The sequence below is a fragment of the Bacillus cereus group sp. MG1 genome (genome assembly GCF_040460035.1).
In the GTDB taxonomy this organism is placed as follows: domain Bacteria; phylum Bacillota; class Bacilli; order Bacillales; family Bacillaceae_G; genus Bacillus_A; species Bacillus_A cereus.
Genome location: NZ_JARVGY010000002.1, coordinates 78,859 through 99,297, shown reverse-complemented (window position 1 = coordinate 99,297; position 20,439 = coordinate 78,859). Strand labels below are relative to the sequence as shown.

Genomic DNA, 20,439 nt, shown 5'->3' with positions numbered 1-20,439 from the left:
TTATCGTACTGATTACCTATACGAGGTTTTAAAAGAACCACCTTGACTAAAATGATAAAACAAGAAATCGAAATGAGCCCCTTTTTTATTTTGTAAGCAGTAAAGCTTCCATATAATGCTCTTTTCTCTCAAGAGCTTTTTTTGCATCATCAGCTGTTAATATATAATCTACTGCAATGCTCTGTAATAGCTCCTTATCCGCATTTGGCAACTGAATCGTTATCTCTTCCACACTACTCTTATTATTTCCATTTATCTTATTAAATTCTTGAATACTTCTTGCCAGCTCTGCTAATTTTTCCATATGCACAGGATTGTTTACATCCAAAAATATATTACTTCTAAAAACTGCCGTAACGTATTTCTTTACATTTTTCTTTTCTTTTTCTGCTTCTTCTTTTTTATCAAAAACAATATTTCCCATATACATTTGTTCAAACGTAAATATATCGTTATTCTCTTTTCCAACATAATATGTATTGAACTTTTCTTTTACATCATTCGCTTCTTTTTTGATTTTATAATTATCACTATCTACTTTTGGAGAGATTCGTCCATCCAAAGCTAGCTGAAACTGCAAATACGGTTCATTTACTTGCTGTACATGAGCTATCCGTACATCTGGCCCCAGTAAATCTTTATAATTCCCCGGTATTTCAACTTCATTTAGTTTAATAGAAAAACCATACTGCGATTTTGTATAACTTTGAGCTTTTTGTTCAATTTCTTTATCCGATATATCACATGATGTTAATAGTATTAAACTAAACATCATATTACATGTTATTTTTGTTATTTTCATATGGTATCTCCTTTTATGCCTACTTCATATGCAGAAATACTAATATAGATTTCCGATAAAGTCACGAAGTTTAACAAAAAGAAGAGCAGTTTTAAATTGCTATGTTTATACAATTTTATATGAACCAGAGTTAAAATTAAAGGAACTAAATCGTGCGTTTTCTCTTTATTCAACCATTTAACTTACTAACACTTTTCATAAGGTATTTACACACTGCATTTAGGTAAAGAAATACAGAAATGTGTTTTTTTCTTTGTACTATCTAAATTTATGCTCCCTCCATGTTTTTCTACTATATGCTTAGCAATAGTTAATCCAAGACCTGATCCCCCATTATTTTCTCGAGAATCATCTACTCGAACAAATGCATCAAAAATACTTTGTTTCATATCCTCAGGTATTCCAATTCCATTATCTATAATGTTTATATATACTTTGCTTTCATCCTCAATTAACGATACAAACACGGTCGTACCTGCCGTATTATACTGTAGAGCATTAGATATTATATTAGAGATAGCACGGTATAGTAACCTGTTGTTAATTGGAGCAATCATTTCTTTAGAGGGTATTTGATATTGAAGGATTAAGCGCTTCGCTTGAAATAAATCATAATATTCTACAAGCAATTCACGAATAAACTCAGATACATCAGTTGGATGTACTTCAAAAGGATAATCAGAATGCTCTAATTTAGACAGTTCAAAAATATCTTCAGTTAATACCGCAATGATTCGAATCTTATTATATATTACATTCAAAGTTCTTTCTCTTTCACCTTTTTCTGTAATGATCCCTAGTTGTAATGCTTCAACATAACCTTGAACGGTTGTAATTGGTGTCCTTAAATCATGAGACAAATCTACAAGCATCTTCTGCTTGGTTTCTTCCAACCTCTTCTTCTCTTTCTCTATTTTATCGAGTTTTTCCGACATAACATTAAACGAATCCTGTATTTGCATTAACTCAAAATATGTTTCATAGTTTAACCTTTTATCATATTTCCCACTAGCAATTTCCTCAAATCCAGTTGCTAGTTTATCCAATGGCCTGGTTATTTTCCTAGCAATTTGCCTACTAAATATATATACATTCATAGAGAAAAATACAAAAAATAAAACGATTGTAGAAAGTAATATCTTATAAAAAACATATACGTATTCCTCATTTTTATCAGAAAACGTATATTCATACTTTATTGCTTTTTTAGGAACCTTAACAAGGCAATATAATGTTTCACCTTTTTTCGTTACAAATGTTGCTACAGATGAATAATAAGGAAGTTGATCATTATCAAAAAATAAAGTAGTAAATTCTCTTTGTGAATATGATAAAAGCTTATCCTTCTTTTCCCCTTTGGTATAGATAACTTGTAAATTTTCATTAAGAATTTCTACCCAACCACCAAATGATTCTATTGATTCTGAATTAATAGTTTTAAAGTTTTCACGCACTACTTCACTTGCTTTTAAATTATTTAGCTCTCCTAGTTGCTTTTCTGTTTGGTACATCAAAAATATAAATAAGGTTATCACCGTGAAACCTATTGCTAGTGCAAATATAACGTAATTTTTAATTAAGATATATAAAACTTTATTTTTCATAAAGTTCTTCCTTCCTAGCAAATCTATACCCAAGTCCCCGTATCGTTTTTATATAAACTGGATTCTTAGGAGAATCCTCTAATTTCTCTCGCAGTCTACTAATATGAACCATAATCGTATTATCATCTGCACAGTAATAATCCGACCATACATTTTCAAAAATTTGTTTTTTAGTAAATATTCTCCCTGGTTCTTCCATAAAAAGTGTTAAGATTTTATATTCCGTAGCACTGAGAGAAATGGATTCGCTTGATTTATAGAGTGTACAAGAATGATGATCTAATACTAAATCACCCATATGAATTTGCTTCTCCTTACCTTCTACAGCCCTATCATTAAATTCATAGGACCTTCTAAGATGAGCTTGAACTCTAGCTATAATTTCTAAAGCACTAAATGGCTTTGTAATGAAGTCATCTGCTCCAATCCCTAAACCTATAATTTTATCTACTTCTTGAGATTTGGCTGACAATATAAGTATTGGAAATTGTAACGTCTCACGAATTTTTTTGATTAATTGGTAACCATCCATTTTAGGCATCATAATATCAACAATAGCTAAATCAATATGATTTTCTTCTAGACACTTTAAGGCAACTTCACCATTTGAAGCCTCTACAACAAAAAAATTTTCCATTTCTAAAAAAAGCTTTAAAAGATCAATAATATCTTTGTCATCATCAACAATTAATATATTTTTTTCATACTCTCCCTCGCATCAGTCGGAATTTTCAAAAATCTATTTAAGGTTATTGTAAGATAAATGAAAGTGACATGAAAGACTAACCGTTTAATATACAGATATGAATTAAAAAAGGAGGCATTATCACATGAAAAAACTTGTTGGAATTGCGTTAGCAGCTACCATTGGAATTGGAGGTTTAGGAACTTTTGCTACTACTAAAACTCACGCTGCAGTAAACAATCCAGAATCAACAAAATCGGTTTATCAAGTATCTGATGTGCAAGGTGAATTTATACACATTAAAGTGGGGAAACCTTGGTCAATGACGCCAAGCGGAAATCAATACAAATATGTCTTATTTAGTGAAAATAAAATTTATGTCAACCCTAAAACTGGTGTAGTAACAGCATATGAAGAAGGAGCAGCTGAAGGCAGAGTACTCGATAAAAATGGAAATGTTGTTGCTATTTGGTATATTACAGCTTTTAAATAATGAAGGGTTAATTTTACAAGGTTGAAAAGAGCATCTTTAAGTTTATTATGAAAGTAGTAAAAGAATTTCAAAACTTCTAATTACACTAAAATAAAAAAGCTTATCCTTTAACACGTAATGATAAGCTTTTTTATTATTGTTTTCATTTTTTGTTTTAGGAAGTATTTCTTTAAGTTGATAGCAATGCGGTGCTATCCCATCACTATAAAGCTAAAACTTTATAGTGCCCCCAAAACAGAAACAACGGGTTGCATTTATATAAATAGCTTTTAAAAAATTAATAATTTTGTTTAGGGATACTTTAAGTTTTTAGCTTGAATGACATATAGTGTTAACTCATACTGAGTGATTAGACTATTAAACTTAAAAGTGTTGTTTTTAGCATTCTAAATAATCGGGTTCAATGTATTTTTCTGTTTCAGGAGAGCTTTTAATTTCTATTGGATATTTCTTAAAAGCTACAACAGTGATCCTATCTTCTTGAACTAAACTTCTGGATTCATTTATAGAAGAGAAACCTGTTCGCGTTAAAAAATTGTATAGAGAGGATTTTGTCATCCAAAAACTAGTAACGTTATCTAATGATGCCCATTTTGATTTTAAACGTTCTTCTATTGATGAGTTAGCAGAGTGTTCTAGCATTGTGTGTCCCTTATATTCATAATTTTTATAAAGTACTGATACATTAGGAGTACAAGTGATATGAGTATCAATTATTACAAACCTTTTGCATACTTCATACACTTTTTCTAAAAAGGGGAATACATCTGGGCAGTCTAAATGATATAAAATACCAGAGCATAAAACAATATCAAATTGACCATATTTTTCAGCACTTAAATTTCTTACATCATCTTGATAAAAGGTTAAGTTTTCCAAACTTAATAAATCTTTAGCAAATATAGCTTTTTGTATGTTTGATTCTCTTCCTTCTATCCCTACAACAGTTGCTCCTTGCATAGCAAACTCAATAGCGTAATGCCCCTCTAAACAAGCTAAATCTAAGATTCGAAGATTTTTAAAATCACATTGTGTGATATCTTGAATCATTGTCACAATTTTTTTTAATGCAGGATTTGGTTGTCGAATATCTCTTGTATATAGAGTATCCGTTAATTTAATATCATAAGCGGTCCATTCACCATATTTACGAATAATGTTTTCTTTTTCGAGAACAAAATCTTTCATGATACGATTCGCCACCTTTAACATAATATTATGTGTAATATATATCTTTATAAGATCAATATATGCGTGTATAACTTGTATTTAGACGAAGGTAAACATTTTAATCCAAACAAGAGAAGATGATTCATGTGAAACAATTTACTAAATTTCCTCTGACATTTTTAGTTATGTTCCTAGCCAATTTAGCGAACTATTATTTTATCCTATTTATGTAATAATAAAGGCCTTCCTAATTATAGGAAGGCAACGTTCTAAAATGAAAACCTATATTTGATTACTAATTAAATTACCTCAAACTGATAATATACACTTTTCCCATTCTCCCTAGTTACTTTAATTTCAGCAAATCCTTTACCAATGACATCCATTCTAACCTTTCCATTGCCCTGTACTGTATATTTGACAACTTTTTCTCCATCTATTGTTGTATACTTTGCTGCAACTCCATCTTCTGTTCTAGATTGACCAACACGCCAACAGTCACTGCACTTTTTTGTGCTCTTAGATATCATTTCATTTTTTACATGTACGCTGTTAGTAGATGCATCAGCAATACCATTTGTACTCAACAAAATTATGGAAGTTACTAAACCTATTCCCAGTTTCTTTAACATTATTTCATCCCTCCTGTGATAATTCATAATTTTATATTAAACTGAGATTCTTTCAGGTAACTTTCATTTACCTTACAATAACCTTAAATCCCTTTCTGTAGATATCGAATTCTTTGGAAGAAAGAATTCACATAGTTTATATTGATTTTTTAAACATGGCCATGTTCAGGTAAAGGTTTGAATATGTTTTCAATGTGGATTGGCCCTACATTATTAGCTATATGTACCTTTCCGTTCATTTTCTGCCATTAGTTCATGTGTTAAATAGAAGCAACTTTTCCAAAGTGAAAAAATAGAGAAATAACAGGTGTCCAATTTATGGATTTACTTGAAATAAAGAAATATACTTTCTATAAAACACTGAAAGAATATAAAGAAAACAAAGTAGCAGCTAACTTATAACGAATTGGAGCTGAAAGTTTCTTATATTCTATGTACTAACAGTTTAGTGTAAATAGAAAATCCTATTTTATAAGATGTGTTTATGCATATATCAAGGGATGATACGAGTAAATTTATATTAATAAGCTTCGTTTAACGCAGATGAAGACAAATAAGAAGCGTCTCTTTTCTTTCAATTATCCTAATTTTAAAAACTTTAAATTGGATTCAATCTTATTTATTTGATTTATAAAATAAACATAGTTTTTGTTACATCTTTTTTTTGAGTTCTAAACTAGATTGTATTAAATTTAGATATAACCATATACTGTGTCAAAAATAAATTATCACAATATAAATCCTCTACTAAACTTAATAAAAAATTCTCTTCAAATATTTGAAGAGAATTTTTTATTAATATTGCATTTCTTAACGATTTCTAGAAAATTATATCATATTTTGTTTTTTTACAATATCTTGTTATTGGGTTGATTTATAATTTCCTTTCACATATATTATTTTCACAATGACCAACAGGAACAATCATACGTCTTTTTGCAATAAAATCATAAGTTCGCTGGCCAATACCCATAAATTTCCCTAAATACAGAAAGATAAGTATTCCCCACATAATCGGAACCCTTTTACAAATTTGTATTATTGAATCAATACCTGACACGTATTTTTCCTCTTTTAATTTTCTAGAATGCATACGTTTTTCTAACGTTGTAAGAGGTATTCCAATTTCAGCTTTTGAATTAGAATATTCCCGAAAAGATTTAAACATAAGTAAGTTAAATATATCGCCCTTTTTTAACTTAGTAACAACGTTTTTACACATAGGACAATACCCGTCGTAAAGTACTATAATTTTTTGGCTTTTTATCATTGTATTTTATTGTAGTTTTTGTATTCGTTTATTAAATATATCCTTAATTTTATTATTTACATTAATTAATTTATCTTTTAATTTAATGTAAGACTTATCATCAAATAATATTAAATCTATTGTAATCATTGCTAATCCAAACGCAACTAAGCCCATTAATACCGCTATCATTATATGAAACATAATAGAACATATAGCCATTAGCCACTTTGTTCTTTTATTCCAAATTAAAAAAGGAAAAGCTAGCTGAAAGATCACTGTGGCATATGTACCTACTGTAAAAATTATAGGATTTTCATAAATTAAAGGGGCAATGCTTGGTAAACTATATTCTTTGACTTGTGTTACATAGTATAGTGCTGTACCATGTACCCACATCTTACCTTGAACTTTAAACAAACCAGAAGCAAAGTATAAGACCATTAATTGTACAATACATGCAAGCACACCGAAATTATGAAGTAAAGCTAAATAACGATTATTTTTTTCTTTTGCTACATTGTTACTTTTCATTGCATCATACGAAAAATATGCAATAGTATTTACAAATAAAAGATAAAATAAACAAATTATTAATATATTGTTTCCTCCATCAAGAGCATACGGATTTCTTTCATATAGTGACCATATCCATATAAAATTTAAGATTCCAATGAATCTAGTTTTATATCCGATAAGATATAAAACCCCTATTAAAATTCCAGTGAAAAATATAATATTAAAATAGACAGGTGAATTAGATAATGAATAAATTGAAAAGTTATCTATTTTTATATCCTGGCTAAAAACCTCCCATGGATAAACTCCATTGGCTCCCCATAAAAAATCCTTTTGAAATATCTGTAGAACATAAAAATATAATATATGTATCCCAAAACCTATCCTAACTAAACTAGCACCAATAAGGTGTTGTTCATTGCTAAATGATTTCAAAAAACCATTAAATTTCTCTGAAAAACTAACAGATTTCTCCATTAAACAATCCTCCTTTTAAAAAGACACTACCTTTGTATACGGTAAGGTTGGTATATCTAAATAAAGTACATTTCCTTCTTTTCCTTCTTTTCCTTCTTTTCCTTCTTTTTTCTCTTTTTTACTTTCTTCATCATTTATTCCAGTAAATTCTTTAAAGCTACTTATCACTATCCTATTTTCTACATTTACAAATTTAGCATCTGGATAAGATTTTTTTAATGCATCACAGGCGATCCTATGAAGAATTAAAAGATCTGATGGTAATTTATTCAAATCAGATTTACTTATATTAATATCCTTTTTATATTCTTCAGGGTCCCTATTATATTTATTTACTACTTGTCCAATAACTGAAGAGTTTGTGGCTGATATTAATCTCATTGGGGTAAATCTATTTTTATGTACCGCTGTTATTAAAGGTTCACTCACATTTACCCAGTCCGTAAAACTTTTCTCTCCCTGTTCGTTTATTATTTCACCTCTTGTCCATAGATGTTGGTTGCTACTAATTGGATTAGGTGCAAATAGCCTCCAATTTTGTTTAAAAAGCGGATTCATATAATTATTAATTTGTGAAAAATACATTTGTTTTATTGGTGTTTCAGGAGCATTATAAAAAAAGTGATTGTAAAATGTACTATAAAAATTGCAGACAATAAGAAAAACCAGCTGGTAAAAACAATGTTTTTTTTAACCATATTCATTATTAACCTCCTTTAACTATTTCGAGAAAAAAACCATTAAACATTATATTTGTAATGTTTAATGGTCTTCAGATTAACTTTTATCTTCCGAATGCTTCTTGGAAATTTTCTCTATCTAATTTACTCATCCCAAATTTATAACTAGTATCTACACCTGCTCCTTTGTTTCTCGCAGCACCTTCTTTAACGTTATCAACAGCCCAATCAAGCGCTTTCCCTACACCCCAACATGCTACTGCTTCTCCAGCAAATCGTCCAATTTGAGCCCAGCTTCTTTCTTCAATGTCGCCTGATTTTTCGACAGTAGCTGATTCCATGTTTTTAGGTGTATATGAAACATCCGAATTTGCCGACACTGCAGTCGCTGATAATAAACCTAACGCCATAGTAGTTGTTAAAATAATACCTTTTTTCAATTTAATTCCTCCAATTACTTTTTTTGTTTTTAACACATTTCATATATTACCATATTTTAAAATATTTGCAATATTTTTTATTTAGATAACATTTTATATATATTTAACGTTCCATTTCCGTATAAGCTAGTATCACCTCTTTTATTAACCCCATATTTATAAAGAAATCTAGTAGATTTATTAGGTTGTTTTTTTAAATGATACTTGTCAATAATCAATGCTAATGCTCCCGAGACCTTCGCAGATGCTATTGAATTACCAGAAGTAAAAAAATAATCATTATCTGGCCATGTACTCAAAATTTGTTCCTTCTTAAATAACCCATATTTGTTATAATCATCAAGGTTGTTTTCCTTTAACAACCTAAAATCTCCACCTGGAGCAGCAATATCTATAAAACCTAAGCCATAATTAGAAAAAAGAGATAATTCATCGGATGGACCCACAGAGGCTACTGTGATTACCTTAGATAAGGCAGCAGGAACATCTAATATTTCACCTATATAATTTACATTATCTTTCTTCATTTTTTGTTGTAAAAAGCTTGTCATTTGAATTTTATCCTTTACATTGAGAGCATCATTACCAGCTGCAGCTACAATAACACTTCCTTTTTTATGCGCAAAATTTATTGCTTTTTGGTATGCCTGTATCTCTGCTAAATCCCCAGTTTGTTTTTTTCCATCAATAACTTTAGCACCTTTAACCAGATATTCTCCGAAACTTAAGTTTATAACATCATTATTGTCCTTTGCTGCTTCTACAATTGCTTTAATAACCCAAATTAGTTCTGAGGATTTTTTACCAAAAATTCTATAAGATTTTATTCCAATTCCTGGAGCAACACCTTTAACGATACCATTTGCTGCAATTTGACCTGCCACATGCGTACCATGACCTAAATTATCATTTAAATAATCAGGATCTCCAGTTTCATAGGGTTCGGCTCCTTGAAATCCGCCCATAGGAACTAAGTTTTTAGATCCTGTAACTATATTGTTTTGTAAATCTCGATGATTTACATCTATTCCTGAATCAATGATACCTACAGTCACATTTTTAGTACCTGAAAATAATTTGTAGCTTTCTCCATTATTAGTTATTTGTTTCATGTCCCACTGTAAATCCCAAGCTGAACGTTCTTCAGGTTTTTTTGAAACGGTTACATTTTTCTCGGTTTCTAATTCCTTTAATCTTAAAGAAGGATTATATGTTTCAACTAGTGGACTCTGAGCAATCTGGGCTACAGTTTTTGACGAAGCTTCTATTTGAAAAAGCCCAAGTTCCCTTACTTCGTAAATGATTCTCCCATTGGTATTATCTATTAGTCTCTTAATATCACTAAAGTTTTTTTCATCTTTTAATAAAAAAGTATAATATTGATGTTCTGTCGCATTAACAACCTTATATGGAAAATAAGTTATGAATAAAAATACTAAAATTATAGATAAACATAATTTTTTCATATTTCTCTCCTTCGTCTTCTATTAGAAATATATAAATTTTAGGTATTATGTGTATTAATTTAATGTATAATAAAGTTAAAATATTGAAATTTCAGGAGGTTTCTTAATGAATATACTTTTGGTTTTATTTTTTATAATTTTATTTATAGTCGCTTTACTCAATTTACTAAAAGAGTTCAAAAAAAAGAAAGCTAATACAGCATTGATTGTATTTGAAATTATAGTTATGATTGGTGCTCTATGGTGGTTGATTAAAACTTTTAAATAATCAGAAAACAGATGATAGAGAGTGTCCTAAAGATAAAAGCTATATTGTTAACAAGATTAAATATTTACTTATACAACATTCCTCCTTTCAAAGATTGTGAATTGTTTTGTAAGAAACTAGTAATAATTATATTATACTTTTACATTTAATTACATATTTAATTTGGAAAATATATAAATTTTAGTTTTTTTTGGGATTTTTTCTCTTTAGTATATTAAAATTTTAATTACCTAATTTATACGGTTTTTAAAATAAGAGATATTTGAATTGAAGAAAAACAAAAAAATGCCTCCTGTATAAATACAGGAGGCATTTTTCATTAATTGCTTAAAGCGCATATCAAAATTCTCTAGTTTACTTCAAATTTATTTTATACTTTCAACTTTTTTAGTAAACATATGACATTTCCTATTGAACTACCCCCACTTTCACTTCGTTTAGAAGTGAGGGATTCCTAAGTAAAGAGTTCTATCGAACTCTAATTGATTAGGCTAACCCCGCAGTCCTTGCGGTTAGAAGCCTTATCCCTTCATTCTTTAGATTGATACTTGCGTTAATATCCCTATCATGGTGTGTACGACAAGAAGGACAGTCCCATTCACGTAGGTTTAGATTTTTAACGTCTTTATTTTGATATCCACAACAAGAACATAATTGGCTGGAAGCAAATGTTTTCGATACGACAATGACTTGTTTGCCATACCATTTTGCTTTGTATTCTAACATTGATCGAAATTACGACCAAGATACATCACTAATTGCTTTTGCTAACTTATGATTCTTTAACATATTCGATACTTGCAAATCCTCTATACCGATAACATCGTGGTTTTTGATGATTTCAGTTGAAATTTTGTCCAAGTAATCTTTTCTAGCATTTGATATGTATTCATGAATTCTAGCTACCTTTACTCGTTATTTATTCCAGCAAGAAGATCCTTTCATTCTTCTAAAAAGAACACGCTGTGCTTTCGCCAACTTATCTTCTAATGATTGAATCCTTATATTCAATCTATATATTTTTAAATTATAAAAATATATAGAAAATTCCCTATTGAAAGATAAAGTAAAAAATGGTATTATTTACATGAAGGTAGGTGAATAGTTCACATGAATAAAATCGATATTGAAAGAATTGATCAAAGATCAGGTTTTTGGGATTGGATTTTTGGAGGTACTACTGGAGGAACATAAGATTTAAAAAAGGTGTTTTAGAATTTAATTCTTAAAGCACCTTTTTTAAATCTTATATATTGAGGTGGTTTTTATCATGTTTTATAAAATAAAAGATATACATCCTGTCACTTATATAAGTGATACAGAAATTATTATTGGTAAAGATCGAAATTTTATGAGTGTATTGAAAGATAGCGATGGTTTTCTTAAAGAACTTCTTAATTTATTAGATGGAAATAAGAGCGTGACAGAAATTTTTAAAATATTACACTCTAAATTCCCTTCATTAACCAAACAAGATGTATGGGATACTATCAAAGAATTAAATAATTACGGTCATATAGAACAGTGCTTACCTAATCCTATTATAGATAATAATCGACATTTAACAAATCTTCATTTCTTTTCAAACTTTTCTTCTATGGATAATTCAGCAGGGAACATTTTAAAAGAATTACAAGAATTAAAAATTGGGATTATTGGTCTTGGGGGACTGGGAAGTAATTTATTGTTACAATTGGCAGGGTTAGGCGTAAATACTATTTATGTAGTAGATCCTGATAAAATTGAATATAAAGTGCGCCCATAAGGGCCTTGTAAACTCTGATTTAGTAAATCAGCGGGTGAAGTGAAACAAGATAACAACCCGACACCGGTAGCCTTATCCGTAATCGAAAGTGAGCGGGGAGTGTAGCATGGCTGCAACGGGATAAGTCACTCTAATGTCATGAGTGCGACTGAATTTCTAGGTGTACCGTGGTAAACAAGGTTGAATGCTAAACTGCGTGAAGGATAAATCAAGGGGTCTTATCGACGACCATATCGAAATAGACATTGAAACGATATGTCTCTAGTTCAGCTCATCTATTTTTTGTGGAGAGAGGTGTGTTTCACACTAGAGAACCAACTAAAGTACATTAGTAAAGATTGAAAGTCCCAACCGACATTACTACAAACTATTTACAAGGTACTAAATGGGGATTACCTAAGTGGAAGCGCCATTTATGGCTATAGAGGATGATTTCAAGGTAAAAACCAAGAAATGTGGCTCTTGAATATTCCATATGGTAACGGAGCCTTCGTAGTAGTCAGAGATAGGGAAAGCCTATCACACTAACGTATGACAAATTACGTTAGGTCATGGTTGTGAAATCAGGATGGCGAAGGAAGGTAGTCAATTAGTTCATGATGATAATAAACAGGAAGGAAGCGAGATGCTGATGAGAAATCCAGTTTATGTATTGAACACCTTGTCGAAGAATACTATTAAAGAAAACTATAAGTTCAAAAGATTATATAGAAATCTTTATAATCCAGAATTCTACTATAAAGGTTATCAAGAAATATATGCCAATCCAGGTAATATGACCAGAGGAACCATAAATAAAACTGTTGATGGCTTCTCAAAAAATAGAGTATCTAAAATCATCAACAACATTAAAAATGGTAACTATAAACCTACTCCTGTTAAGCGAGTATATATTGATAAAAAAGGGAGTAAGAAAAAACGTCCTCTTGGGGTACCGACATTTGACGATAAACTTGTCCAATTAGTAATAAAGTATATCTTAGAAGCAATTTATGAACCAAACTTCTCTGAGAACTCACATGGATTCAGGAAAAATAGGGGTTGTCATACAGCTTTGAAACAAATTAAAAAGAGTGGTAATGGAACTAAATGGTTTATTGAAGGTGATATTCAAGGTTTCTTTGACAATATCGACCACCATATCCTAATTAACCTACTAAGAAAACGTATCAATGACGAAACACTCATCGGATTAATATGGAAGTTCCTAAGAGCTGGGTACATGGAGGATTGGCAATTCCACAAAACATTCAGTGGAACACCACAAGGAGGGATTCTCAGTCCTCTTCTTGCCAACATATATCTAAACGAACTAGATATATACATGGAAAAATACGCTGAAAAGTTCGGAAAAGGTCAACCAAAAGACAGAGAAGTTGATAAAAGATATCAATACTTACACCTCAAAATAAAAAGAGGGCGTAAGAAAGCAGACTTACTAAGAGAACAAGGTAAACACAATGAAGCTCAGGAATTAATCGAGCAAGTCAACGAATGGGTTAAGGAAAGGGGACAACGTCCCTACTACAATCCAATGTCGGATAAATTTAAGTCACTAAAATATGTTAGATATGCTGATGACTTTATTGTAATGATAATCGGCAGTAAAGATGATGCCAAAGCCATTAAATCTGATATAGCTCAATTTCTCAATGAAGAATTAAAATTAACTTTATCAGAAGAAAAAACACTTATCACCCACTCTAGCAAGAAAGCAACATTTCTTGGGTACAACGTCAATATCACTAGAAACGAGTTATTTACCAAATACTCGGTGAAAGGTGCAAAAAGAAGACATCACAATCTAAAAGTAAGACTTGAAATCCCCCATGAAACATGGCGAAATAAATTACTTGCCCTGAATGTTTTAGAAATGAAGTATGTGAATGGGAAAGAAACTTGGAAACCAAAGCATAGACCGGAAATGGCACACCTAGATGATTTGGAAATACTACATAATTATGTATTACAGATCAGAGGGATGTACAACTACTACAAATATGCAGTTAATTCAACGGTACTCCAAAAATTCAGTTACGTTCTAGAATACAGCATGTATAAAACATTCGCCAATAAATATAAAAGCTCAATCGGAAAAATTAAGGGGAAATATTGCAAAAACGGTGTATTCATAGTCAATTACAAAGATAAAAAAGGCAAACAACACTCTCATTCTTTCTACAGGGAAGGATTTAGAACGGTTGATATAACTAAGATGAAAACACAAGAAAATAACATCGACAACTTGTTAGCCTCAAGAGTTCATATGTCAACAACTAGTCTTATGGATAGGTTGTCAGCCAACAAATGTGAACATTGTGGTAAAACCGATTCTAACTTAGTAATGCACCATGTCCGAAAAATGAAAGATGTTGAGAAAGGCAAAGCCAAATGGCAAAAATTAATGATTGCCCGTAGACGCAAAACATTAGCCGTATGTGAGGATTGCCATAATGAAATTCACTATGATATGAGAGTAGAACTTATAGCGAAAAACAGAAAAAAATAACTTTGACAAGCAATTGATGGAGAGCCGTATACTCTGAGAGGAGTACGTACGGTTCGGTGAGGGGTTTTGAGAAACCTATCATAGCAATATGACAAGGCGCTCGCTTCCTACTCTACAATTTGAATAGGCAATTTTTATATAAATTATCTGATATAGGTGAATATAAAGTGAAATCAGCTATAAATAATATCAAAGATTTCAATGATGAGATTTCTATAACAGGTTTCACAAAACGCATAAATAGTGTAGAAGATTTATTAGAGATATTCCCTGAGGACATTGATATCTTAGTTTGTGCAGCAGATTCCCCCCCTATATATATTCAATTATGGTCTAATTTATTTTCACAGATAAGGAATATTCCTCTTATAACAGGTGGATTAGGGTGTGTGACAGGTCAAATTTTAACTAGCATTCCTAATCAGACACCTTGTTTAGAATGTTTTTATCACGATTTATTAGAAAACAATTCCTTGAAAAAAGATAAATTATTAGAGTTAGAATCTAAAACAATTACTACTGCCATAGGTCCATACATTAGTTTAATAGCCAATCTTATTTGCACTGAAATTATTAATTATTCTTTAAAACACCCTTTGGCATCTAGTGGAAAAAAATTATCAATTAACTATTTAACATTGGAAATTACCCATGAAAAAGAATGGCTTCCAAATATAAATTGTATTTGTAAAACTAAGAAATTCGACTCTAATAAAATATTACTTGAGCGATTCTAAAAAAGATACTATTAAATATGTTTTGGGGATTGCTACCCTGTTTCTTAACATACAGGGTATCGTAATGAACTATAAATTAACAAAAGAGATAAAAATGTAGAATAAAATGTGATATTCAATTTAAAAAAGGAGGATTATATTTATATGTTAAAAAAATTTGTGGTAAGTGCATTAACATTAGGTGGATTAGTTATAGGGGGAATCTCATCACATGCTGATGAACATGATCAATACTTCGGAAACTGTAAAAATGTCACGCAGAATGTAGAAGCAAATGAATACGTAAAAAACTGTGTTAAAATATTCCCGAACTCCCCCTTCGGTCCAAATGTAATAAAAATACCTAAATCTTTTTCATATGATGATGGCACTTATCAAGGAGTACTCTATCTAGTTTCTCAAAAAAATACTCTGTATTCTATCGTTGCTAATTATGAAGGCACTTTAAAAAAATACAAATGAAATATAAAAGATAAATTCTTTTTATATTAATTGAAATGTTATGACTAAAAATATCAGTCTTAATGTCTCTTCAAACATTCTATATGAATACTTATCAAAAATCTAAGGAATTATATATAGTTAAATAAAAGTAATGGCTGAGGTTTTTAAGATAGGATTACAAATTGCTTTATTTTCAAAAATTGATGGAATTGAGTGGGCTGATCAAATCATTGAAACATTAAATATTCCTTCTAATGAAATTATAGAAGTATCTCTATTCAGTAATGATAAGTTAGTTGACATTGCATTTAAATTTAAAAACATAAAGAAAATATATGATAAAAAGTTACCCGTAAAAATTATATTGGGACTGTTTTGTGAGAAATTTATTATGAATGAAGAAAATGCATTGAAAATAAAACCATTTATATCTAATTTGATACATAATAATTACTGTGAGAGATTCAGTTATGTAGATGTACAGCTATATCATTCTAATGAGAAAATTAATTTAGCCGCATATACTATATACGGGACCTAAAAGATATTAGTCAAGAATTAAAAAGCTTTTTATCTTCTTATAAGGATTTTAGTCAGTACTTTTGTTTTGGAGATACTACAAAAATATTAAATTGATGGAAATTAAAAATTTGGGAGTAGATTCTCATAAAAGAAGACTATCTAATTTAAGTACTGGAAAATAGAAGTTAAAGTGGAAGAAGGCGTTGTATTATTAAAAGAATTCATTCTGCTAGCTAATAATGAGTTAATTTAGAGAAAATAATATAGCTAAATGAGATGCTGCTAAACAGCGGCGTCTCATTTGTATTTTTATTAAATTACAAAATAGATGAATAGAAATTAAAATTTTTATAACTTATATATCAAGAAAAGTTATACACCGAAAACAAGATCATAAAATTTATTTTCTATGTTTTCATAGAACTACTCTTCACTAAAAATTATTATTGTTTTTGAGCATTCACTATTCCTTCTTCTAATCCTTTTTCTAATTCTTTCTCTAATCCTTTTTCTACTTCTTTCTCCGATTCTTCAATCTTCTTATTGTGCCCCTCTACAAATCCCACTAATATTTCTGTTATTATCGACATAGGTACACCTTTATCCAATAACATTTTAAGAAATTCAAATATAGAGAGACCTTGTGAGTTAATTGAATTATATTTGTTATTAATATATTGTTCTATATTTTTTTCAGAAAGTTGATTATTCCCAGTCTTATTTTCAGGAATGTATTTTTGATTATTGTTCACCAAATATGAAGCTGTAGTACTTGGACCTGTTCCCTTTAAAACTCTAGTATTTAAAGGATAAAGCCTGTTATTTATGCTTGAACTGATTTTCATCGCTCATTTTCTTGTAAAATGTCGCTTTCTTCATGCCAGCCTTGTCCATGAACTCAACAGCTTTAATCTTTCGCTTTCCATTCCTTGCTTGTTATCCTCTTTCATGTACCAAGCATTAGAATTGAAACCTTTGAGATTACTGTTTCCTTAACCGCAAAGAAAACGCTAAACTTCATATATACTTTTGAGGATGTTATGTAATACTAATTGGTTTTTATGATAATTATTCATAAGTAGATAATTCACTACGCGCCTCGCCTATTGTATCCCTAGCAATTCTTAATGATTTTAAACATTTACCTAGTTTCGCTAAATCTGTTTGGCTCGCAGCATCTCCATAGTTGTCTATAACAAATTGCAAGTTATCCATCGCCTTTAAAATAGATGAATGTAGACCCTTTAATTCTGTTGGGGGTTCTACATATCGTATACTTGAGATGAGATAAGACATTTTATAGAAAACATCGCCTACATCTGAAACCCATGATTTGTTTATAGTACCCTTAATTTCTGCATCAGCCTCTAAAATGCTAAATCGGTTTGCCACATCAGATAGGTCCTTTAAATAATCATCCATTACCCACGCATAATGCTGCTTGTCTAAATGTTTATAATTACTTGTTTCGGCTCCTTGCTTTACTTCTTTTTGATTTCCTATATTTTTTTCATCTGCGGTTAATTCCTCAACTGCTGCTGTAATGGCTTTTATACCTTTTTTGCTACCAACAAGAGCGTCGATAGTTAAAATACTACAGATAAAAATCACAAACAAGGCAATCCACTTAGCCCATTTCGGCATAAAAAAACTCCTTACTTGATATATTTCTCCTAAATTATAATACAGGATTAACGCTCGTTATAAACACTATGTCTCTTTACCTAATACCTTACCTTCTGTTTTCCCAAAATCGACATCTTGAAATAAATCTATAGCATGTCAAAAATCCATTTTAAAATAATACATCATTAAATTTTAATATAACACTATATTATTTTTCTATCAAGAATATTTTTTCCAAACCAAAAATCATTCATAGCCTCCTCTTTTCACCATTAAACCTAATTTATATATGATAAATAAAAAAGAGGATCTCCCCATAGTAGAGCAGATCCTCACTTTTACTTCACATACACATAGGCTTCGTTTGCTGTAATATAATATGTTTTACCTTTACTATTGTGCACTCTATATTGTGGTGAATTATTTACAATTACCTTTGTATCAATAATGAATCCTAAACCCATATCTACAGTACCGGCAACATCTTTATCCTGCCAAGATGGAGAATCATAGAAACGTATATTATTTACTTTTGAAATAACTCTTTTACCAATTACTGTAGCAGGCTCATTACCTTGGTAACGAATATATGAAGAATCATAATAAATCCATTGATTACCACCAAGATGTAACCAGTTTCCTAATTTACCCCATACTTTATAAGCCTCACCTTTTTGTAGCTTACGAATAATACTATTTTCTGTTGATGGTCCAAAGCGGAGATTTACATTGTATCCTTCAATATATGCAATACCATTCGACTCTACTGTACCAGATATTTCATTTGTTTTTTGTGGTTTGGTATCCACTGTAACCGTGCTCCCGTTATAAACCTTTAACACGTCTGCTCGGAACTTAGCCTCAGATACGCCATAACTACGAAGATAATCTAGTGGATCTTCATGGTCTGTCCCACCTAATTTATACGTAATATCCCTATGTGTCCATAATCCTTTAGAGGGATGAATATTTCGTTCTCGCAAGATTTCCCCAATTAATTCTATATATTTTTCATATGAACGTTTAAATTTCAATGGATCACTTGTCTCACACAATTCAACATGAACAAATCTAGCATTTGCTGCTGGACCTGCCCCCCATGCCTGATGTTTTGTAGATGCAATTTGAATCTTTTCATTCCAATCCACTGCGTAGTGAACAAACGCTGAACGCCATGTATGAGACTCATATTTTTGAATATTAATTGCTGGCGCCTCTGGGGTAGCTGTAGAATGTGCCACAACACCTTCATAAGCTCCTACACCATAACGGTATGGTTGTTTTGGTAAATCAGGAATAAGTAGCGTTCTATCAGCAAGTGCGTTTGTTCCAATTGATACTACTAAAATCATTGCAACAACTATAGATAAAATATGCTTATATTTCTTTTTCATTTTCTATCGGCATCCCTTTTTATAATTTTTGTATGGTCAAATAATCCACTAGCTGACAATCCGATAATCATTCCTTGAAATAAATTCATTTTAATATCTTGAGACAAAAATAAAACACCTAGCGTAATGCCAAGTGTTAAATTAAATAACGGAATATATTTTGTTTGCAGTCCAGTTGTTTTTGCAATTTGTGAAATTCCTACAACAACCCCAATCATTGCTGTAATTTCAATCATTACATACCTCCTCCTTTCAAAAAGAAGGTAAGAGCAGCTCCAATTAGTCCACCAATAATAAGGCGTAGGATCCAAGTTGTATTAGCACTGATTTTGTCTAATTGCTTATTAATATTAATAATGTCCTTTTCATTACCTGTCGTCCGCATTTCTAAACTTCTAATCTCTAATCGTATATCCTTAATATCTTGCCTTATTTCCAGAATATCACTTTTCACCTCTTGTAAACTATCCATTTTGCCACCTCTTTCCCACTTCTTATTTGATTCAACATAAAAAAGCCTACATTACATACGCTTTGCTTTACATCTCATTATTTTTTTGTTTATCAGCTGTATACATATACTTCAATAAAATTTCCTGCATTTAATAAATTTTTTACAAAGTTATTAACTTTCATAAATTAATTATCATTACCTGGTGTCATATCTTTATTTGGAGCCGGATTTTGAATGAATTGCATAACTAACTTCTCTAGGGCTAATATGGTTTAATTTGATTAATAATTTGGTTCTGTAATTGATTGTTTCCTGAATTTGTATTCTGTGTTTGTATTGGAGTTTGATTTGTCATTCTGTTATCTCTCCTTGTAAACAACCGAAAACAAACCCGCCTATGTTTGCTACGTTTTCTCTTTCTTCTCAGTTGTTAATTGCACTTTAGAAATCGTCCTTTTATACCTTCTACTCTTTAATTTTATTCTTTTTTGTTAATACAATGT

The 20,439-nt window shown here is 30.5% G+C and carries 21 protein-coding genes and 2 pseudogenes; 7 read left to right on the top strand and 16 right to left on the bottom strand.

Annotated elements, in window-relative coordinates; all coding sequences use genetic code 11:
- Positions 1 to 85: 85 nt before the first annotated feature.
- The 3 genes from QCI79_RS28500 to QCI79_RS28490 form a co-directional block, all read right to left on the bottom strand.
- Entirely contained in the window at positions 86 to 802 is a 717-nt protein-coding gene (locus QCI79_RS28500) for a hypothetical protein (RefSeq protein WP_021728540.1), read from the bottom strand.
- 206 nt (positions 803 to 1,008) lie between these two features.
- Positions 1,009 to 2,406: a sensor histidine kinase gene (locus tag QCI79_RS28495; RefSeq protein ID WP_021728541.1), complete on the bottom strand. Its 1,398-nt coding sequence runs from the start codon at positions 2,404 to 2,406 to the stop codon at positions 1,009 to 1,011.
- Entirely contained in the window at positions 2,396 to 3,100 is a 705-nt protein-coding gene (locus QCI79_RS28490) for a response regulator transcription factor (protein ID WP_031303277.1), read from the bottom strand. Before QCI79_RS28490 ends, QCI79_RS28495 begins: the two co-directional genes overlap by 11 nt.
- 136 nt (positions 3,101 to 3,236) lie before the next feature.
- Between QCI79_RS28490 and QCI79_RS28485 the strand changes: the two genes are divergently transcribed.
- A complete protein-coding gene (locus tag QCI79_RS28485) occupies positions 3,237 to 3,584 on the top strand; it encodes a hypothetical protein (RefSeq protein ID WP_021728543.1) in 348 nt (115 codons plus the stop codon).
- Between the two features lie 378 nt (positions 3,585 to 3,962).
- On the opposite strand, the gene QCI79_RS28480 is transcribed toward QCI79_RS28485, so the two are convergent.
- The 7 genes from QCI79_RS28480 to QCI79_RS28445 form a co-directional block, all read right to left on the bottom strand.
- Positions 3,963 to 4,772: a class I SAM-dependent methyltransferase gene (locus tag QCI79_RS28480; protein ID WP_000651401.1), complete on the bottom strand. Its 810-nt coding sequence runs from the start codon at positions 4,770 to 4,772 to the stop codon at positions 3,963 to 3,965.
- Positions 4,773 to 5,053: 281 nt separating this feature from the next.
- Positions 5,054 to 5,386 (bottom strand): hypothetical protein, encoded by a 333-nt coding sequence (locus QCI79_RS28475; RefSeq protein WP_021728544.1) that lies wholly within the window; start codon positions 5,384 to 5,386, stop codon positions 5,054 to 5,056.
- An 874-nt stretch (positions 5,387 to 6,260) separates the two neighbouring features.
- Entirely contained in the window at positions 6,261 to 6,656 is a 396-nt protein-coding gene (locus QCI79_RS28465; protein WP_228220160.1) for a thiol-disulfide oxidoreductase DCC family protein, read from the bottom strand.
- 6 nt (positions 6,657 to 6,662) lie between these two features.
- The gene (locus QCI79_RS28460) at positions 6,663 to 7,631 is read right to left on the bottom strand and encodes an HTTM domain-containing protein (RefSeq protein WP_023901211.1); all 969 of its coding nucleotides are present in this window, start codon (positions 7,629 to 7,631) and stop codon (positions 6,663 to 6,665) included.
- A 15-nt stretch (positions 7,632 to 7,646) separates the two neighbouring features.
- Entirely contained in the window at positions 7,647 to 8,189 is a 543-nt protein-coding gene (locus QCI79_RS28455) for a DUF5819 family protein (RefSeq protein WP_021728545.1), read from the bottom strand.
- A gap of 226 nt (positions 8,190 to 8,415) precedes the next feature.
- Positions 8,416 to 8,751 (bottom strand): hypothetical protein, encoded by a 336-nt coding sequence (locus tag QCI79_RS28450; RefSeq protein ID WP_023901209.1) that lies wholly within the window; start codon positions 8,749 to 8,751, stop codon positions 8,416 to 8,418.
- Between the two features lie 77 nt (positions 8,752 to 8,828).
- Positions 8,829 to 10,217 carry a S8 family peptidase gene (locus QCI79_RS28445; protein ID WP_021728548.1) on the bottom strand — a complete coding sequence of 463 codons (1,389 nt, stop codon included), beginning with the start codon at positions 10,215 to 10,217 and terminating at the stop codon, positions 8,829 to 8,831.
- Between the two features lie 106 nt (positions 10,218 to 10,323).
- Between QCI79_RS28445 and QCI79_RS28440 the strand changes: the two genes are divergently transcribed.
- Positions 10,324 to 10,485 (top strand): hypothetical protein, encoded by a 162-nt coding sequence (locus QCI79_RS28440; protein ID WP_021728549.1) that lies wholly within the window; start codon positions 10,324 to 10,326, stop codon positions 10,483 to 10,485.
- Between the two features lie 486 nt (positions 10,486 to 10,971).
- Here QCI79_RS28440 and QCI79_RS28435 read toward each other — a convergent pair.
- Positions 10,972 to 11,478: pseudogene (locus QCI79_RS28435) on the bottom strand (RNA-guided endonuclease TnpB family protein); the annotation flags it as partial.
- A gap of 277 nt (positions 11,479 to 11,755) precedes the next feature.
- Here QCI79_RS28435 and QCI79_RS28430 point away from each other — a divergent pair.
- The 5 genes and pseudogenes from QCI79_RS28430 (at position 11,756) to QCI79_RS28410 (ending at position 16,576) form a co-directional block, all read left to right on the top strand.
- Complete coding sequence (locus tag QCI79_RS28430) at positions 11,756 to 12,250, top strand: ThiF family adenylyltransferase (protein ID WP_021728587.1); 495 nt, start codon at positions 11,756 to 11,758, stop codon at positions 12,248 to 12,250.
- A 631-nt stretch (positions 12,251 to 12,881) separates the two neighbouring features.
- Complete coding sequence (locus tag QCI79_RS28425; RefSeq protein ID WP_031310562.1) at positions 12,882 to 14,759, top strand: reverse transcriptase domain-containing protein; 1,878 nt, start codon at positions 12,882 to 12,884, stop codon at positions 14,757 to 14,759.
- Positions 14,760 to 14,878: 119 nt separating this feature from the next.
- Positions 14,879 to 15,496, top strand: coding sequence for a ThiF family adenylyltransferase (locus QCI79_RS28420; RefSeq protein ID WP_023901306.1), 618 nt, complete (start codon positions 14,879 to 14,881; stop codon positions 15,494 to 15,496).
- A gap of 144 nt (positions 15,497 to 15,640) precedes the next feature.
- Positions 15,641 to 15,958 (top strand): hypothetical protein, encoded by a 318-nt coding sequence (locus tag QCI79_RS28415; RefSeq protein ID WP_021728078.1) that lies wholly within the window; start codon positions 15,641 to 15,643, stop codon positions 15,956 to 15,958.
- Between the two features lie 133 nt (positions 15,959 to 16,091).
- Positions 16,092 to 16,576, top strand: a pseudogene (locus QCI79_RS28410) (hypothetical protein).
- 329 nt (positions 16,577 to 16,905) lie between these two features.
- Here the strand turns inward: QCI79_RS28410 and QCI79_RS28405 are convergent.
- From QCI79_RS28405 to QCI79_RS28385, 5 genes are all read right to left on the bottom strand, one after another.
- The gene (locus tag QCI79_RS28405) at positions 16,906 to 17,307 is read right to left on the bottom strand and encodes a hypothetical protein (RefSeq protein WP_021728080.1); all 402 of its coding nucleotides are present in this window, start codon (positions 17,305 to 17,307) and stop codon (positions 16,906 to 16,908) included.
- 223 nt (positions 17,308 to 17,530) lie between these two features.
- On the bottom strand, positions 17,531 to 18,106 hold the full coding sequence (locus QCI79_RS28400) for a hypothetical protein (protein ID WP_021728081.1): 576 nt from the start codon (positions 18,104 to 18,106) through the stop codon (positions 17,531 to 17,533).
- A 320-nt stretch (positions 18,107 to 18,426) separates the two neighbouring features.
- Entirely contained in the window at positions 18,427 to 19,482 is a 1,056-nt protein-coding gene (locus QCI79_RS28395; RefSeq protein ID WP_021728082.1) for an N-acetylmuramoyl-L-alanine amidase, read from the bottom strand.
- Positions 19,479 to 19,718, bottom strand: a complete 240-nt coding sequence (locus QCI79_RS28390; RefSeq protein ID WP_000570185.1) for a hypothetical protein — start codon at positions 19,716 to 19,718, stop codon at positions 19,479 to 19,481. Before QCI79_RS28390 ends, QCI79_RS28395 begins: the two co-directional genes overlap by 4 nt.
- Entirely contained in the window at positions 19,718 to 19,954 is a 237-nt protein-coding gene (locus tag QCI79_RS28385; protein WP_021728083.1) for a hemolysin XhlA family protein, read from the bottom strand. Before QCI79_RS28385 ends, QCI79_RS28390 begins: the two co-directional genes overlap by 1 nt.
- Between the last annotated feature and the right edge of the window lie 485 nt (positions 19,955 to 20,439).

Coding starts and splice junctions, on each gene's coding strand:
- QCI79_RS28500 (WP_021728540.1), bottom strand. CDS start 802: ATGAAAATAACAAAAATAACATGTAATATGATGTTTAGTTTAATACTA.
- QCI79_RS28495 (WP_021728541.1), bottom strand. CDS start 2,406: ATGAAAAATAAAGTTTTATATATCTTAATTAAAAATTACGTTATATTT.
- QCI79_RS28485 (WP_021728543.1), top strand. CDS start 3,237: ATGAAAAAACTTGTTGGAATTGCGTTAGCAGCTACCATTGGAATTGGA.
- QCI79_RS28480 (WP_000651401.1), bottom strand. CDS start 4,772: ATGAAAGATTTTGTTCTCGAAAAAGAAAACATTATTCGTAAATATGGT.
- QCI79_RS28475 (WP_021728544.1), bottom strand. CDS start 5,386: ATGTTAAAGAAACTGGGAATAGGTTTAGTAACTTCCATAATTTTGTTG.
- QCI79_RS28465 (WP_228220160.1), bottom strand. CDS start 6,656: ATGATAAAAAGCCAAAAAATTATAGTACTTTACGACGGGTATTGTCCT.
- QCI79_RS28460 (WP_023901211.1), bottom strand. CDS start 7,631: ATGGAGAAATCTGTTAGTTTTTCAGAGAAATTTAATGGTTTTTTGAAA.
- QCI79_RS28455 (WP_021728545.1), bottom strand. CDS start 8,189: ATGAATCCGCTTTTTAAACAAAATTGGAGGCTATTTGCACCTAATCCA.
- QCI79_RS28445 (WP_021728548.1), bottom strand. CDS start 10,217: ATGAAAAAATTATGTTTATCTATAATTTTAGTATTTTTATTCATAACT.
- QCI79_RS28440 (WP_021728549.1), top strand. CDS start 10,324: ATGAATATACTTTTGGTTTTATTTTTTATAATTTTATTTATAGTCGCT.
- QCI79_RS28430 (WP_021728587.1), top strand. CDS start 11,756: ATGTTTTATAAAATAAAAGATATACATCCTGTCACTTATATAAGTGAT.
- QCI79_RS28425 (WP_031310562.1), top strand. CDS start 12,882: ATGAGAAATCCAGTTTATGTATTGAACACCTTGTCGAAGAATACTATT.
- QCI79_RS28415 (WP_021728078.1), top strand. CDS start 15,641: ATGTTAAAAAAATTTGTGGTAAGTGCATTAACATTAGGTGGATTAGTT.
- QCI79_RS28405 (WP_021728080.1), bottom strand. CDS start 17,307: ATGAAAATCAGTTCAAGCATAAATAACAGGCTTTATCCTTTAAATACT.
- QCI79_RS28400 (WP_021728081.1), bottom strand. CDS start 18,106: ATGCCGAAATGGGCTAAGTGGATTGCCTTGTTTGTGATTTTTATCTGT.
- QCI79_RS28395 (WP_021728082.1), bottom strand. CDS start 19,482: ATGAAAAAGAAATATAAGCATATTTTATCTATAGTTGTTGCAATGATT.
- QCI79_RS28390 (WP_000570185.1), bottom strand. CDS start 19,718: ATGATTGAAATTACAGCAATGATTGGGGTTGTTGTAGGAATTTCACAA.
- QCI79_RS28385 (WP_021728083.1), bottom strand. CDS start 19,954: ATGGATAGTTTACAAGAGGTGAAAAGTGATATTCTGGAAATAAGGCAA.